This window comes from Rhizobacter koreensis (assembly GCF_013366375.1).
GTDB classification, from domain to species: domain Bacteria; phylum Pseudomonadota; class Gammaproteobacteria; order Burkholderiales; family Burkholderiaceae_C; genus Schlegelella_A; species Schlegelella_A koreensis.
Genome location: NZ_JABWMJ010000013.1, coordinates 82358 through 95924 on the forward strand (window position 1 = coordinate 82358; position 13567 = coordinate 95924).

18 protein-coding genes are annotated in these 13567 nt (G+C 66.6%); 5 read left to right on the forward strand and 13 right to left on the reverse strand.

From position 1 onward, the window contains the following. Window positions 1–330: 330 nt before the first annotated feature. The 9 genes from HQN59_RS22160 to HQN59_RS22195 all read right to left on the reverse strand — a co-directional run bounded on the left by HQN59_RS22160 (window position 331) and on the right by HQN59_RS22195 (window position 4521). Window positions 331–774 (reverse strand): DUF411 domain-containing protein, encoded by a 444-nt coding sequence (locus HQN59_RS22160; protein ID WP_176071295.1) that lies wholly within the window; start codon window positions 772–774, stop codon window positions 331–333. Further along, entirely contained in the window at window positions 771–1241 is a 471-nt protein-coding gene (locus HQN59_RS22165) for a c-type cytochrome (protein WP_176071296.1), read from the reverse strand. The genes HQN59_RS22160 and HQN59_RS22165 overlap by 4 nt, the downstream gene beginning before the upstream one ends. Then, window positions 1234–2109 (reverse strand): WD40/YVTN/BNR-like repeat-containing protein, encoded by an 876-nt coding sequence (locus HQN59_RS22170; RefSeq protein ID WP_176071297.1) that lies wholly within the window; start codon window positions 2107–2109, stop codon window positions 1234–1236. Before HQN59_RS22170 ends, HQN59_RS22165 begins: the two co-directional genes overlap by 8 nt. Beyond that, on the reverse strand, window positions 2106–2246 hold the full coding sequence (locus tag HQN59_RS22175; protein ID WP_176071229.1) for a hypothetical protein: 141 nt from the start codon (window positions 2244–2246) through the stop codon (window positions 2106–2108). Before HQN59_RS22175 ends, HQN59_RS22170 begins: the two co-directional genes overlap by 4 nt. A 1-nt stretch (window position 2247) precedes the next feature. Then, window positions 2248–2541, reverse strand: a complete 294-nt coding sequence (locus HQN59_RS22180; RefSeq protein WP_176071230.1) for a hypothetical protein — start codon at window positions 2539–2541, stop codon at window positions 2248–2250. Continuing rightward, a complete protein-coding gene (locus HQN59_RS26345; RefSeq protein WP_246295090.1) occupies window positions 2538–2876 on the reverse strand; it encodes a hypothetical protein in 339 nt (112 codons plus the stop codon). Before HQN59_RS26345 ends, HQN59_RS22180 begins: the two co-directional genes overlap by 4 nt. Window positions 2877–3030: 154 nt before the next feature. Beyond that, window positions 3031–3558, reverse strand: coding sequence for a copper chaperone PCu(A)C domain-containing protein (locus tag HQN59_RS22190; RefSeq protein WP_176071298.1), 528 nt, complete (start codon window positions 3556–3558; stop codon window positions 3031–3033). Further along, on the reverse strand, window positions 3546–3680 hold the full coding sequence (locus tag HQN59_RS26620) for a hypothetical protein (protein WP_259372766.1): 135 nt from the start codon (window positions 3678–3680) through the stop codon (window positions 3546–3548). Before HQN59_RS26620 ends, HQN59_RS22190 begins: the two co-directional genes overlap by 13 nt. Window positions 3681–4101: 421 nt before the next feature. Next, window positions 4102–4521 carry a hypothetical protein gene (locus tag HQN59_RS22195; RefSeq protein ID WP_176071299.1) on the reverse strand — a complete coding sequence of 140 codons (420 nt, stop codon included), beginning with the start codon at window positions 4519–4521 and terminating at the stop codon, window positions 4102–4104. Window positions 4522–4926: 405 nt separating this feature from the next. On the opposite strand from HQN59_RS22195, the gene HQN59_RS22200 reads away from it, so the two are divergent. From HQN59_RS22200 to HQN59_RS22220, 5 genes are all read left to right on the forward strand, one after another. Then, window positions 4927–5250 carry a metalloregulator ArsR/SmtB family transcription factor gene (locus HQN59_RS22200; protein ID WP_176071301.1) on the forward strand — a complete coding sequence of 108 codons (324 nt, stop codon included), beginning with the start codon at window positions 4927–4929 and terminating at the stop codon, window positions 5248–5250. Then, window positions 5250–6005, forward strand: coding sequence for an arsenical resistance protein ArsH (gene arsH, locus HQN59_RS22205; RefSeq protein WP_176071378.1), 756 nt, complete (start codon window positions 5250–5252; stop codon window positions 6003–6005). The genes HQN59_RS22200 and arsH overlap by 1 nt, the downstream gene beginning before the upstream one ends. Continuing rightward, entirely contained in the window at window positions 6002–6508 is a 507-nt protein-coding gene (locus tag HQN59_RS22210; protein WP_176071303.1) for an arsenate reductase ArsC, read from the forward strand. Before arsH ends, HQN59_RS22210 begins: the two co-directional genes overlap by 4 nt. Before the next feature lie 2 nt (window positions 6509–6510). Beyond that, window positions 6511–7587 (forward strand): ACR3 family arsenite efflux transporter, encoded by a 1077-nt coding sequence (gene arsB, locus HQN59_RS22215; RefSeq protein WP_176071379.1) that lies wholly within the window; start codon window positions 6511–6513, stop codon window positions 7585–7587. Between the two features lie 186 nt (window positions 7588–7773). After that, window positions 7774–8256, forward strand: coding sequence for a chromate transporter (locus HQN59_RS22220; RefSeq protein WP_425342761.1), 483 nt, complete (start codon window positions 7774–7776; stop codon window positions 8254–8256). Between the two features lie 135 nt (window positions 8257–8391). On the opposite strand, the gene HQN59_RS22225 is transcribed toward HQN59_RS22220, so the two are convergent. From HQN59_RS22225 to HQN59_RS22240, 4 genes are all read right to left on the reverse strand, one after another. Continuing rightward, window positions 8392–8766: a hypothetical protein gene (locus HQN59_RS22225; RefSeq protein WP_176071305.1), complete on the reverse strand. Its 375-nt coding sequence runs from the start codon at window positions 8764–8766 to the stop codon at window positions 8392–8394. A 196-nt stretch (window positions 8767–8962) separates the two neighbouring features. Beyond that, a complete protein-coding gene (locus HQN59_RS22230; protein ID WP_176071307.1) occupies window positions 8963–10018 on the reverse strand; it encodes a DMT family transporter in 1056 nt (351 codons plus the stop codon). Then, window positions 10018–10398: a hypothetical protein gene (locus HQN59_RS22235; RefSeq protein ID WP_342451281.1), complete on the reverse strand. Its 381-nt coding sequence runs from the start codon at window positions 10396–10398 to the stop codon at window positions 10018–10020. Before HQN59_RS22235 ends, HQN59_RS22230 begins: the two co-directional genes overlap by 1 nt. Before the next feature lie 56 nt (window positions 10399–10454). Then, entirely contained in the window at window positions 10455–13565 is a 3111-nt protein-coding gene (locus tag HQN59_RS22240; protein ID WP_176071308.1) for an efflux RND transporter permease subunit, read from the reverse strand. Between the last annotated feature and the right edge of the window lie 2 nt (window positions 13566–13567).

Sequence of the window (13567 nt, forward strand, 5' to 3'; positions counted from 1 at the left end):
TCCGAGAGCCGATAAGCGCCGTGCCGATGAAGCCGGTCACCCCCGTCAGTAGCACGACCCTCTGGCCGGACGCCGCACCTGCGCCGGTGCTTTCGGAAGCCGAGGCGCCTTTCCCGTCCGGTCTGCCGGGCTCCTTGGACACCTATCCGTGTTGCATTAAGTAGTGGGACTGAGTTCTTGTCACCTACGCTGTCCGCTCCGCTTCGGATCACGCCAATCGTGATCCGGGCCCGGCGCCACTGCATGCAACACATTCCACTCCGGCGAATCACGGGTCGCGCTCCGGCTCGGAACCCGGGTCCCCCCAGACCCCTTCGGCTCCGCGGATGTTCAGAACGTGCCGAAGACATTCGGGTTGGCATTCGGTGCGGGCTCCAGGGCATACACCTGCAGCGGCTTGGATTTGGGGCCTTCCATACCCGGCGCGCCAACGGGCATGCCGGGTAGTGCCAGGCCTTTGATCTTTGGGCGCTCCTGCAGCAAGCGGTGCACGAACTGCGCCGGCACCAGCCCCTCGACCACATAGCCCTGCAGCAGTGCCGTGTGGCAGCCCTCGAGCTTTTCCGGAATACCGTGACGCTGCTTGACCAATGCCATGTCGGTGGTGCTCACCAGCTCGACCTTGAAGCCGTGCTGCTCGAGGTGCTTCGCATACAGATCGCAGCAGAAGCAGCTCGGGTTCTTGAACAGCTTGACGGGAATGGCAGCCGCCATGGCGGCGCCTTGCAAGGTCAGCGCGAATACGGCGACGGCAATTCTGCTGGCGGTTTTCATCGGTTTTTCCTTTCGGTTGTGAGAGCTGGAACAGTCGTGGGGACGGGAGCCCTGCGGCTCTCCTCGCGCTGGAACGCCCGCTGCTTCGGGGTCCACTGTGTTTTCAGGTACTCGATCACGTCGTGAATCTCCTGAGCCGTCAGAGTCTGCTCGAACGCCGGCATCGTGAGCCGCTGGGTCTTGTTGAAGGGGTCGCGCCAGCCCTTAGCAACGATGCGATAAAGCATCGCGTCGCTGTGCTTCCAGGTGTGGCCGCTGCGGTCGTGCGGCGGCGCCGGCAACTCGCCGTCAGCATTCGGCCGTTCCCAAGCGAGCTGACCCTCGGCACGCAAGCCGTGGCAGGCAGCGCACTGGGCCTCGTAGATGCGCCGGCCGGGCTCGATGCGTTCCGCACGCTCACCTGTCACGCCGGCCCATGTCGGCTGGACGACGACTCCGAAGGCCGCGAGCAGCAACGCGCTACGCATCGATGCGCTCCCAACCGACGCTCGTGCGGCGCAGAACCGCATCCCCTGCCACGGCGTAGACCGTGCTGTCCCGCGCAAATGCGAGTGCATCGACCCGCGTGCCGGGGCCGGAGAGCCGAGCCCAGGCCTGCCCTGCGTCCAGGCTCTCGTAGACGCCCTCTCGCGTGCTCGCGACGACACGGGTCGGGTTCTGCGGGTCGTAGCTGATCGCCTTTGCGGGCCCGGGCAGCTCGCCTGTGGAGCGCCAGCCGCAGAAGCAGTCCATCGAGAGGCGCACGCCCTGCAGGCCGGCGGTCAAGAGCCAGCCAGTCTGCATGCTGTCAGCCATGTCCGAGTGCACGAAAGACGTGAGACCTCCGCGCGGCCCCGCATCCATCAGACGCCAGCGTTGTCCGGCGTCCTCGCTCCGGAAAATGCCACGCTCCGCGACGTAGGCGTAAACGGTATCTGCCTGTGTCGCGTGCGCCGCCACCGCGACGACGTCTTTCGAGGGCAGACCTCGAGCGGCTGCCTCCCAGCGACCACCAGGGTCGGCGCGGCGCATCACACCGAGCCGCGGACCGGCGAGGTACAACGCGCCGCCTGCCGACACGCTCAGCGAAGCGATCCCGGCGCCCAACGGCAGCGATGGCGTGGGCACCTGGTCCCAGGAACGGCCGTCGTCGGCACTGCGCCATAACCTCTGTTCGCGCGCGCGGTACAGCGCGCCCGTCTTGCGGTCCGCGGCCATCGCGGAACCCGCGAACGCCGGGGCCGCGTGAAGCGGCTTGCTAAAGATCACGGCCCCGCCGCCGAGCAGCGTCAGTGCACGGCGCCGCGACACACGAACGGGACCCTTGGCGGGGTCCTCAATAAGTTCGCTTTTCATCGCTTGTCTCGCTTGTCAAAGAACAGGTACTTCACGGCAGCGGCGGTCACCAGCACGAGCGCGAGGATCACGAGCAGGCAGAGCAGACCCATTCCCACGGCCATCGTGGAACCCATGCCGTTCATCATCATTGACACCTCAACGCTCCTTCGGCACGGTCGCAGGCACGACATCCGCGTTGACGCCATCTGCGCCCTTGCCCGTGTGGCATGAACCACCCCTGCGGGGGCTCATGCAGAGGCCAAGGCCGCACATGACGGCGCAGGGCAGGAGCGACACGATCACTGAGGCCGCGCCAATCGCGCTGAGCCAGGGCCAGCTCCAGATCAGCGCACTGGCCGACGCGAAGGCGGCGATGCTCACCCAGGTCCAGCGCGAACGCAGCCAGGGTCGCGAAGCGCCGACAAGACCGCCGAGGCTGGCGGTGTTCATGGCCTCTCCTTGATCCTCTCGGCGTAGCGCGCCGCGATCTCGCCCATCTTCTGCATCATCTCGGCGTGCATCTGGGCCTCGAGCTTCTCGTTGCCGGGCGGGAACTTCGGCGCGGTACCCATGCGCATGGCCATCCCCGCGCCGCCGCCGTCCATCATTGACTGGCACGCGCCCATCATCCCGTTGCCCATCATTCCCTTGCCCATCATTCCGTTGTGCATCGGCTTTTGATCGCCGGCCTGCGGAGCCGAGGCGTCAGCGGCGTACACCGCGCCCGCGAACGCGATCGCCGCGACGAGGACGAAGGGCTTGATTGCGAGGTGCTTGTTCAACATGTCGAACTCCTTGTCAGTGAGGTGAAAGTGAGCGCGGCAGCGCTCGGTGGAGGGAAGCAAGAAAAGGTGTCGGGCCGCTCCAAGCCGATCACACGCTCGCGCCTGCAGCCCGCCAGCAGCGCCGTGGCGAGGCCTATAACGAGTCGGCGCTGCCTCATCGCGAATGCTCGACGGGCGCAGCTGTGCGGATGGGCACGATGACTTGAAGGGTCCGCCGCCGCCCCTGCGCGTCGGCGACCGTCAACTCGAGAGGGATCGATTCACCCGCCCGCAGGGGCTGCCGGAGGTCCAGCAGCATCGCATGCGTCCCGCTGGGCGCGAGGTGCACCACTTCACCGGGGGGCAGCGGCAGGGTCGCGAGTTCGCGCATGCGCATGATGTCGCCGTCACGGGTCATCGAGTGCAGCTGCACAGAGGCGGCGGCGTCGCTGCGCAGGTCGGTCAGGGTGGCGCCTCTTTCGCTGCGGATGTCGAAGTACGCCCCGCCGACTGACTGCCCGCGCACGGTGGGACGGGCCCAGGCAGCCGTGACCGTCACGTCCTCTGCGGCGAGCGCCAAGGAGGTCAGGCCAAATAGCGCCGCACTCAGGACGGTGCTGCGGAGCTTCAGTTGGGCGCGTGCTTTCATTCTTTTGTCGACGGTGGAAGTAATCGAGATAAATCGGCAGATCAGCTTCTGCACGTCGCGGCCGTCCAGCGCACCGGGGCGAGCTTGCGGGCCACTTCGCGGCCGGCGGTATCGACCAGCAGCGTCAGCGGGATGCCGCCCATTGCGAGTTGCGCGGCGACGTCGCCGGTGTTCACGTCGGGCTTCAGGTGCCGCAGGCCGGTGCTCTAAGAAGGGCCAACACAGGGTCCAGCCCACCGCAGTCGATCGGCAGCGCGACAACCTCGAACGCAGGGCCGCCGAGCGCGGCGAAGGGCATCGCTGTAGCGCCTGAAACCTTCAGCGGCACCGGCCTTTCGGCCCCACACATCGGCGAGACTGAGCCCGGTCAGGTGCCGGCCCGGCTTGAACGAGTGGGCACGCCATGCAGGCCTTTGCCGCCTTGGCACCGCGCCGCAGGTCGCCTGTGGCGTTCGCGCCGCATGCGCCCAGGGCAAATGCAAGCGCAGCACCGCAATCGATGTGCGTCCCGAAAACGCGGAGTGCATTTGCTCTCCTTTCGACCTACACGAGGTGCAGCCGACCACGGGCGTGGGCCCGCGGAGGCATACGATATCGTCAGGCGAGGGAGCGAGGCGGGCGTTCGGGGGCGCCCGTGCAGAACGCGAGGCGCCGGGCGTGCTGAAGTGCGACCGGCAAGGTGGGTGTCACCGCCGCCAAGACGAGAGGCAGCGGCTGAGACGGTACCGCCACGACCGCACAGTGAGCCGAAAGCATGCATTTGCCGGCTGTGTGCTGCCCGTTAGTGCAGCCAGGCATGCCTTCGCAGTCGTCTGAAAATTGCTGCTGATCGTGTGCTTCGTGCTCGTGGTGAGCAACGGAAGCATGAGAGGCCATGTCGTGACCGGTCCGCACCGTCGACTGCGGTTGCGGCAAGCTCCCCGACGCAAACGCGAATCCGCCAGCAACCATGTTCCCCTGCAGCGGCAGGGCGAGCATCAGCAGCCAGAAGAGAGCGTTGCGAAAGAGCGTGTGCACGAACTGATTGTAGGGCGTGGAGTGACTTACGCAGCGGACCCAGGTTACACACACGGCTCAACGCAGGACCACCGAACGTTGGAGTCGGAGCGCTAAGCGTCAGTTCCCTGATTGAGTCGAGAAAGACTCGGTTCGCACGCGTTCTGCCCGAGCCCGGCGTCTGGAGGGCCGAAGATTCCGTCGCTGAGGTAGCGTCCCGCAAGCGCCGAAGGCATGACTGTGTCGCCTACTCGTGAACGGACGCCGGCGACCGACGGCTCCCAGCCTGTTCTTGAATAGCCGACGCGGCCTCTTTGGGCCGCCGCCGGGCGCCCCCCGCGCCGATTCGAAACTGAGGCCACGCACCTCCAAATCGGCGTCACTTGACATTCGCCGTTCCCGCCAGGTTTCCACTATACTTGTAGGGTGGACGAATCAAGGATTGTGAAGTCGCTCGCGGCCCTAGCGCAACCGATTCGGTTGCAGGTGTTCCGCGCCTTGGTGGTCGCCGGCCAAGCCGGCATGACACCTGGAACGATGGCGCAGGGACTTGGCATCCCGCCGAATACGCTTTCGTTCCACCTCAAGGAGCTCGCGAATGCGGGGCTCGTCACCCAGGAGCGCGTGAGCCGAAACATCGTCTACCGTGCCGCCTACGAGCAGATGAACGCCCTGCTCGGCTACCTCACCGAGAACTGCTGCCGAGGCGAGGCTTGCATGCCGGCCGACGCCGCAGTTGCGTGCTGCTGATGGCGCTGCGCACCCTTGCCGATCCAACCCACCTGCCGGCTCTCGATCCAGCGTACGCACATAGGACACCCGGGCAAGGACTTGGGCCTGAGCACAGGGCGCCAGGGATCCTGCTGCTGTACGGCTCGCTGCGCACGCGCTCGTTCTCGCGCCTGGCCGTGGAAGAAGCCGCCCGGCTGCTCCAGTTCTTCGGCGCCGAGACCCGCATCTTCGACCCGTCGGAGCTGCCGCTTCCCGATCAGGTGAACGGGGACGATCACCCGGCCATCCACGAGTTGCGCGAGCTGTCGATGTGGTCGGAAGGGCACGTATGGTGCAGCCCCGAGCGCCACGGCCAGATCACCGGGCTCATGAAAGCGCAGATCGACCACCTCCCGCTCGAGTTCGGCGGCATGCGGCCGACGCAGGGCCGCACGCTCGCCGTCATGCAGGTCTCCGGCGGATCGCAGAGCTTTAACGCGGTCAACACGCTGCGCCTGCTTGGGCGCTGGATGCGCATGTTCACGATCCCGAACCAGTCGAGCGTCGCCAAGGCGTTCGAGGAGTTCGACGCTGCCGGCCGCATGAGGCCGTCGGCCTACTACGACCGCATCGTCGACGTGATGGAGGAGCTGGTGCGGATCACTGTGCTCATGCGCCCCCACGTCGACCAGCTCACTGACCGCTACTCGGAACGCAAGCAGGCCAAGACGCCGATCGACGCGGCCAAGGACCTGTCTGCCATCGCTATCGCTCAACCTGCGGAGTCCTCATGACCGACACCAAGACCTACAACGTGCTGGTGCTCTGCACGGGTAACTCGGCGCGCAGCATCATGGCCGAGGCGCTGATCAACACGATGGGGCGCGGGCGCTTCAAAGCCTATAGCGCCGGCAGCCACCCGGGCGGCCAGGTCAACCCGTTCGCGATCGAGCAGGTGCGTGCTACCGGCTACCCGCTCGACAACCTTCGCAGCAAGAGCTGGGACGAGTTCGCGGCACCTGGCGCGCCGCAGATGGACTTCGTCATCACCGTTTGCGACAACGCCGCCGGTGAAGCCTGCCCGTACTGGCCAGGCTCGCCGCTCACGACCCACTGGGGCTTCGAGGATCCTGCGGCAGTCGAAGGCACCGACGAGCACAAGCGGGCGGCGTTCGAGAAGGTGTTCCGCCAGATCCTCACCCGCGTGCAGCTGTTCGTGAACCTGCCGCTGCACGTACTCGACCAGACCGCGATCAAGCGCGAGATCGACAGCATCGGGAAGGCCAAGCCGCAGTGAGCATCAGTGCCCCCGCAGCCACGCTGAAGGCGCCGCCAGCAAACGCGATCAGCTTCTTTGAACGCTACCTGACGGTGTGGGTGGCGCTCTGCATCGTCGCAGGCATCGCGCTCGGTCAGTTCTTCCCGTCGGCCTTCCAGGCCGTCGCCGCGATGGAGGTGGCGCAGGTCAACCTCCCGGTGGGGGTCCTGATCTGGGTGATGATCATTCCGATGCTGGTCAAGATCGACTTCGGCGCTCTCGGCCAGGTCCGCGAGCACTGGCGCGGCATCGGCGTCACGCTGTTCGTGAACTGGGGCGTCAAGCCCTTTTCGATGGCGTTGCTGGCGTGGCTGTTCGTGCGGCATCTGTTTGCCCCGTACCTACCGGCGGAGCAGATCGACAGCTACGTCGCTGGCTTGATCCTGCTGGGGGCGGCGCCTTGCACGGCGATGGTGTTCGTCTGGAGCAAGCTTACCGGCGGCGACCCCTACTTCACGCTGTCGCAGGTGGCGCTGAACGACCTGCTGATGGTCTTCGCGTTCGCGCCGATCGTCGCCCTGCTGCTCGGGATGTCCTCGATCAACGTGCCCTGGGACACGCTGCTGATGTCGGTGGGGCTCTACATCGTGGTGCCGGTGATCCTGGCGCAGCTACTGCGTCACTGGCTTCTAGCCAAGGGGCCAGCCAGCTTCGCCGCTGCGATGGCGCGGATAGGTCCGTGGTCGATCGCGGCCTTGCTCGCGACGCTCGTGCTGCTGTTCGCGTTCCAAGGCGAGGCGATCCTCGAGCAGCCGCTGATCATCGCCATGCTGGCGGTGCCGATCCTGCTGCAGGTGTTCTTCAACTCGGCGCTCGCCTACTGGCTCAACCGCAAGGTCCGCGAGAAACATAGCGTCGCCTGCCCGTCGGCGTTGATCGGCGCCAGCAACTTCTTCGAGCTGGCGGTCGCGGCGGCGATCAGCATCTTCGGCTTCAACTCGGGCGCGGCACTAGCCACGGTGGTCGGCGTGCTGATCGAGGTGCCCGTAATGCTGCTTGTTGTGCGCGTCGTAAACCGGTCGCGCGCTTGGTACGACGAAGGCGCGCAGAGGGGCTAAGCCAGGCTCTGCGGAAGCGAAGTCACGGACCCAAGGGAAGGCGCAGGGCTGATCCGCATGGATGCTCGTCTGGGTGTGCGCGCACCCCCCGAGCTCGGTGCGGGCGTCAACGGCTTTGCGGCGCCGCTCGCCGGGTTCTTCGCCATCGATGCGCTCGACTGACACGAGTTCGGTCAGATCGGCACCTTGTTCGCTTACACCGAAAGCTTCGTCTTGGGCAGCGGCCTTGCGATCGTGCCGTTCCTCTATGGCGGCGTGGTTAAGGAGCACGGCTGGCTCCCCGACCGCCAGTTCGTCGATGCCGTCGCCGTGGCCATGATCAAGCCGGGACCGGTCGTCATCACCACCGGCCTCTTCGGTTATCTGGTGGCCGGGTTCTGGAGCGCCGTGGTTGCCGCTCTGGCGACCTTCGTGCCGTGCTACCTGTTCACGATCCTGCCGGCGCCGTACTTCAAGAAGTACGGCAAGCGCCCGGCCATCGTCGCGGTCGTGGACGGGGTGACCGCGGCGGCCATCGGTTCGATCACGGGCGCGGTCATCGTGCTCGGCCAGCGCGCGATCACGGACTGGATCACCGCGGGGCTCGCGCTCGCGACGGTTGCGGTGCTGTGGCGGTTCAAGAAGATCCCGAGCCGCTGGTGGTGCTTGTCGCAGAGTGAGCCCTGGTAGTCCACCCACTTGTCGTTTGAGTGACCACGGGAGTCATGATGAAGCAGGCATCGATGGTCTGGTCGATCCCCTCCTCGCCACCGGCACGCCGGCTTCCCCCAGCATGTACAAGAGTCCCAGTTGGACTTCCAGGGTTCAGCGGGTCGGGCGTGGAAGCGGCGGCCAGCGGAGCGTCGCTCCACGTCTCTCCGGGCCCGCCAAGGGAACACCCGCGATGGTCGCGTGCTCCTTCACGGTCTCGAACGCTGCCAGCCCGCCGTCTTCCGCCTTGAAGAAGGTGTGGGAGACGTCCACCTCGTGCACCAGCACCTCGCCGAGGTCAAGCCCACTGCGGGCTGGCCTTGTCAAGCGCAGTCCCGCCTCCTCGCACGTGTAGTCGGTCTCCTGCTGCAGGACCGCGCGTCTCCCGCCGGCCGACACCACGAGTTGGCCGGGGGACTGACTCATCAACAGGGACACGCTGCGGGGCGGGCTGGCCGAGCCCGTCTGCGGCATGAGCAGTGAGTCCAAGCGCTTGCTCTGAGGGCTGGGTTGGTCGTTGGCATAGGTACCGCCGAGGTCCGGGCACACCGCGGGGCTCCGCACGCCGGCGCACCCGGAAAGGGCGAGCACAACCCACGCCGTCATCGATACCGAGCTCCGGCACAGGAACGAGGTGGTTGCGGCGTTCAGGCAGGTTCTCCGAAGTGTCCAGCGGACAGGGCTCCTAGTGCCGGTGCAGGTGGTGCTCGTCGGGCACGTGCGGATGGGCATGCCGGATTGGCTCGTGCCGATGCACGTGGCTGTGAGCGCCTGTGCCAACGGGATGATCGTGGTGTCCATGGTGTAGGTCGTCATGCGAGTGTGCGTGCTCGTGCTCGATAGGCTCGTGCTCGTGTTCGTGCGAATGGGTCTCCGCGAGGTGCAGCGCGATGCCGCTGACCATCAGCACAGCGCCCGCGAGCATCCACATGCTGCCGCTGCGCTCCCCCAACAGGAAGGCAAGCGCGGCTCCGACGAAAGGCGCGAACGCGAATACTGAACCGGTGCGTGCCGCTCCAAAGGCTCGCTGCGCCAGGAGATAGAAGCGAAGGCTCAAGCCATAGCCCGTTACGCCAACGGCGAGCAAGCCCAAGGCCGACCAGAACTGGGGGACCGGCTCGCCGAAGACGATCGCCAGAACCGCCGTCGCCGACGCGCCGATGACGCCCTTTAGCATGACCACCTGGCCAGGATCCCGCTCCGCCAACGCGCGTGAAAGTGTGTTGTCGACGCCCCATGCAGCGGTCGCGACCAGGACGGCGAGCAGGCCGAGAACCTGGCTGGAACCCGCCTGCGATCGATCGAGAACCAGGGCCGAACCGCCGAGCGTCAGCAAGGCCATTGCGAGGATCACGCGCCGGTCCAGCGTCTCGTGATACCAGAGCCTTGCGAGCACTGCGGTGAAGACGGCCTCCAGCGTCAGCATGAGCGATGCACTGGTCCCGCTGGTTTGCTGAAGGCCCCAGGCAAGCGCCACCGGGCCTATCGCCGCGCCGAAGAGCGCCATCAGTGCGAGCCTTGAAGCATCCCGCCGTCGAACCCGCGCCTCCTTCTCGACGGGGCGTCGTAACGTGGCACCAGTGAACGCAGCGCCGGCGTACAGCAACGCTGCCGTCGTGAGGCTTCCAACGGCGCTGCCAAAGCGCTGCACGAGAGGCGTGCTGACGCCGAAAAGAACGGCAGCTGCCAGGGCGAGCAGACCGCCCTGCAACGCCGGCCAGCGCCGCGCGCCAACTTCCATCACTTCACCGTGAAGCGAACTGTGATCACCTTCTTGTTCGGCAAGGTCACGGCAGCAACGGCCTTGGCACCCGCCTCGAGCTTGACGCCTCTGGCCTCGAGCTTGTTTTCCTCGGTGGCGGTCAAGTCTGCCTCGGACTTCTCCGCACCGTTGAGAACCGTCAGCTTGCCTGTCATCCCGGCTGTCGGGTGAGGCGTGCCGTGGTCATCGACGTACAGATGAACCACGTCGCCATGCTGGGCGAGTTCGAACCCCAGGTCGCCAGCGGCTGCGACCGTGCCGCCGTGCTTTGCGGCCTCGGGTCCATGCGCCATCGCCACATTGATCGAAACCACCGCGACACCCGCGAGCGCCAGCTTCAGGAACTTCGTCATCGTCATTCTTCACTCCATCCATCGACACGTTGAATCAGGCCGTGTCGTGTGAGCCTGTGGGATCAGTACGTTTCCTGCGAAGCCTCTGCGAGGATCTTGCGGGTTGCCGGCCCTCCGAGCCAGGCGTAGGCCAGCGGCGTCACCAGGGTGTCGAGCAGCGTCGAACTGATCAGCCCGCCGAAGATCACCACCGCTACCGGGTGCAGGATTTCCTTGCCGGGAGCGTCGGCGGCCAGCAGCAGCGGGACGAGGGCGAACGCGGCGACCAGCGCCGTCATCAACACCGGGGTCAGTCGCTCGAGCGAGCCGCGCACGATCATCTGGGGACCAAAGCTCTCGCCCTCGAACCGGCAGAGGTTGATGTAGTGGCTGATCTTGAGGATGCCGTTGCGCGTCGCGATCCCTGCGAGCGTGATGAAGCCGACCATCGACGCGACCGAGAGCGAGACCCCGGCGAGCCACATCGCGACAACGCTGCCGACGAGCGCGAGCGGGATGTTCGCCATGATGATGGCCGCCAGCACCCCTGACCGATAGCGGGAGTAGAGGACCAGGAACATCATCGCCAACGACACCAGCGACAGCAGGACGATGAGCTGGGTCGCCTGTTCCTGCGCCTGGAACTGGCCTTCGAGGCTGACGAAGGTGCCTGTGGGGAGCGCCGTCTTTGCGATCACGCTGCGGATGTCGCCGATGACCTTGGCCATGTCGGACCCGTCGGTGTTCGCATAGACGACGATGCGGCGGCGCCCGTTCTCGCGGCCGATCTGGTTAGGACCGTCGGTCTCTTCGACGGTGGCGATGCTCGACACCGGAATGCGACCGGACGGCGTGTCGAGCAGCACCGAGGCGAGGTCCTGCGGCGACCGTCGCTCGTCGGGCAGTCGCAGCACAAGGTCGTAGCGGCGGCTGCCGTCGACGATCTCGGCGCCGTGGGCACCGTCGGTCAGTGCCTGCAGCGTCCGGACCGCCTCGGCCGGCGTGAGGCCGAACTGGGCGGCCTTGCGGTAGTCGACTCGGACGCTGATCTGCGGGATCAGGACCTGCTTTTCGACCGTGAGGTCGACGAGACTCGGCACATCCGCAAGCTTGCGACGCATCTGCTCGGCCACGCCGCGCAGCCCGTCCAGATCGTCGCCGTAGATCTTCAGAGCGATCTGTGCCCGAACACCTGACAGCAGATGGTCCAGTCGGTGCGAGATCGGCTGGCCGATCGCAACCACCGCCGGCAGCGACGCCAGCTCGGAGCGAATGTGCGCCATCACCTGTTCGCGGTTGCGCTCGGAGCGCTTCAGGTCGACGTCGATCTCGGCCGAATGAACGCCCTCGGCATGCTCGTCGAGCTCGGCGCGCCCGGTGCGTCGGCCGACCTGCGAGACCTCGGGAACCTGCGCGATCAGCTTCTCGGCAACGCTTCCCATGCGGTTGGCTTCGGCCAGCGACGTCCCCGGGTTGAACATCAGCGACAACACGAGCGAGCCCTCGTTGAACGCCGGCAGGAACGCGCGAGGGAAGAACGGCACGGTGGCGGCTGCGAGAACAACCGCGAGCGCCGCCGCCGCCAGGATCGGCTTTGCACGCGGCATCGACCAGCCGAGAAGCCTTGCATCCTGCCGCTTGAGCCATCTCACGAGCGGGCTGTCGCCGTGGTCGAGCCGCTTCATCCGCGGCAGCAGGTACGCGCAGAGCGCCGGCGTCACGGTCACCGAGACCACCATCGACGCGAGGATCGAGACGATGTAGGCGATGCCGAGGGGCGTGAAGAGGCGGCCCTCGATGCCCGGCAGCGCAAACAAGGGCACGAACACAAGCACGACGATCGCGGTGGCGTAGAGGATGCCCGAGCGGACCTCGACGCTCGCGCGCCAGACCACCTCGAGCACGCTGGCCGGGCTCGCCGATGCGCGGTTCAGACGCAGCCGGCGCACGATGTTTTCCACGCCCACCACCGCGTCGTCGACGAGCTCGCCGATCGCGATCGCCAGGCCGCCGAGCGTCATCACGTTGATCGACTGGTCGAGCCAACGAAACACGAGCGCGGTCATGGCGAGCGACAGCGGTATCGCGATCAGCGAGATCAGCGTCGTACGCAGCGACAGCAGAAACGCGAAGAGCACGATCGCGACCATGATGGCGCCGTCGCGCAGCGCCTCGGTGACGTTGCCGAGCGAGGCCTTGATGAAGTCCGCCTGCCGGAACAGCACCCGCGGAGCCGACATGCCCTTCGGCAGGCCTTGCTTCAGCTCGTCGAGCGCAAGCTCGATGTCGCGGGTCAGGCGCACCGTGTCTGCGGCGGGCTGCTTCTGCACACTGACGATGACGGCCGGAGCGCCGTTGTAGCCGGCATCGCCGCGCTTCATCCCGGCCGCGAAGCGGGCTGTCGCGACCTGCTCGAGCAGCACCGGCCGGCCGTCCTTCCAGGCCACCGCGAGCTGCTGCAGATCCTCGACCCGGTTGGTACGTGCCAGGTGGCGGATCAGGAACTCACGGCCGTTCAGGTCGATGAAGCCGCCACCGGCGTTCGACGCGAAGCCGCGCAGCGCCTGCTCGACCTGGGTCAGCGTGATGCCGAACTGCGCCATCCGTGCCGGATCGGGCTCGACGCGCAGCTGCCGCACGTCGCCCCCGATAGGAATCACCTGCGCGACGCCGGCGATCGACAGCAGTCGCGGCCGCAGGACGAAGTCGGCGTACTCGCGGGCCTGCATCGCGGTGGCTGCATCCGCGCCGCCCTGCAGCGGCAAGGCGATCAGCATGATCTCGCCCATGATCGAGGAGACCGGTCCCATGATCGGCGCGATGCCCGCGGGCAACTGCTCGCGCGTCAACGCCAATCGCTCGGAGACGAGCTGCCGGTTGCGGTAGATGTCGGTGCCCCAGTCGAACTCGGCATAGGCGATCGAAAGGCCCACGCCGGAGGTCGAGCGCACCCGGGTCACGCCGGGCATGCCGTTGAGCGCCGTCTCGATCGGGAAGGTGATGAGCTGCTCGACCTCCTCGGGCGCCATGCCGCCGGCCTCGGTCAGCACCGTGATGACAGGCTTGTTGAGGTCCGGGAACACGTCTACCGGCGTGCGCCAGGCGGTGAAGGCGCCGTAGGCGAGGAGCAGCGCCGCGACCGCGAGGACGAACAGGCGGTTAGCCAGGCTGTAGCGAACGATCCAGTCGAACATCG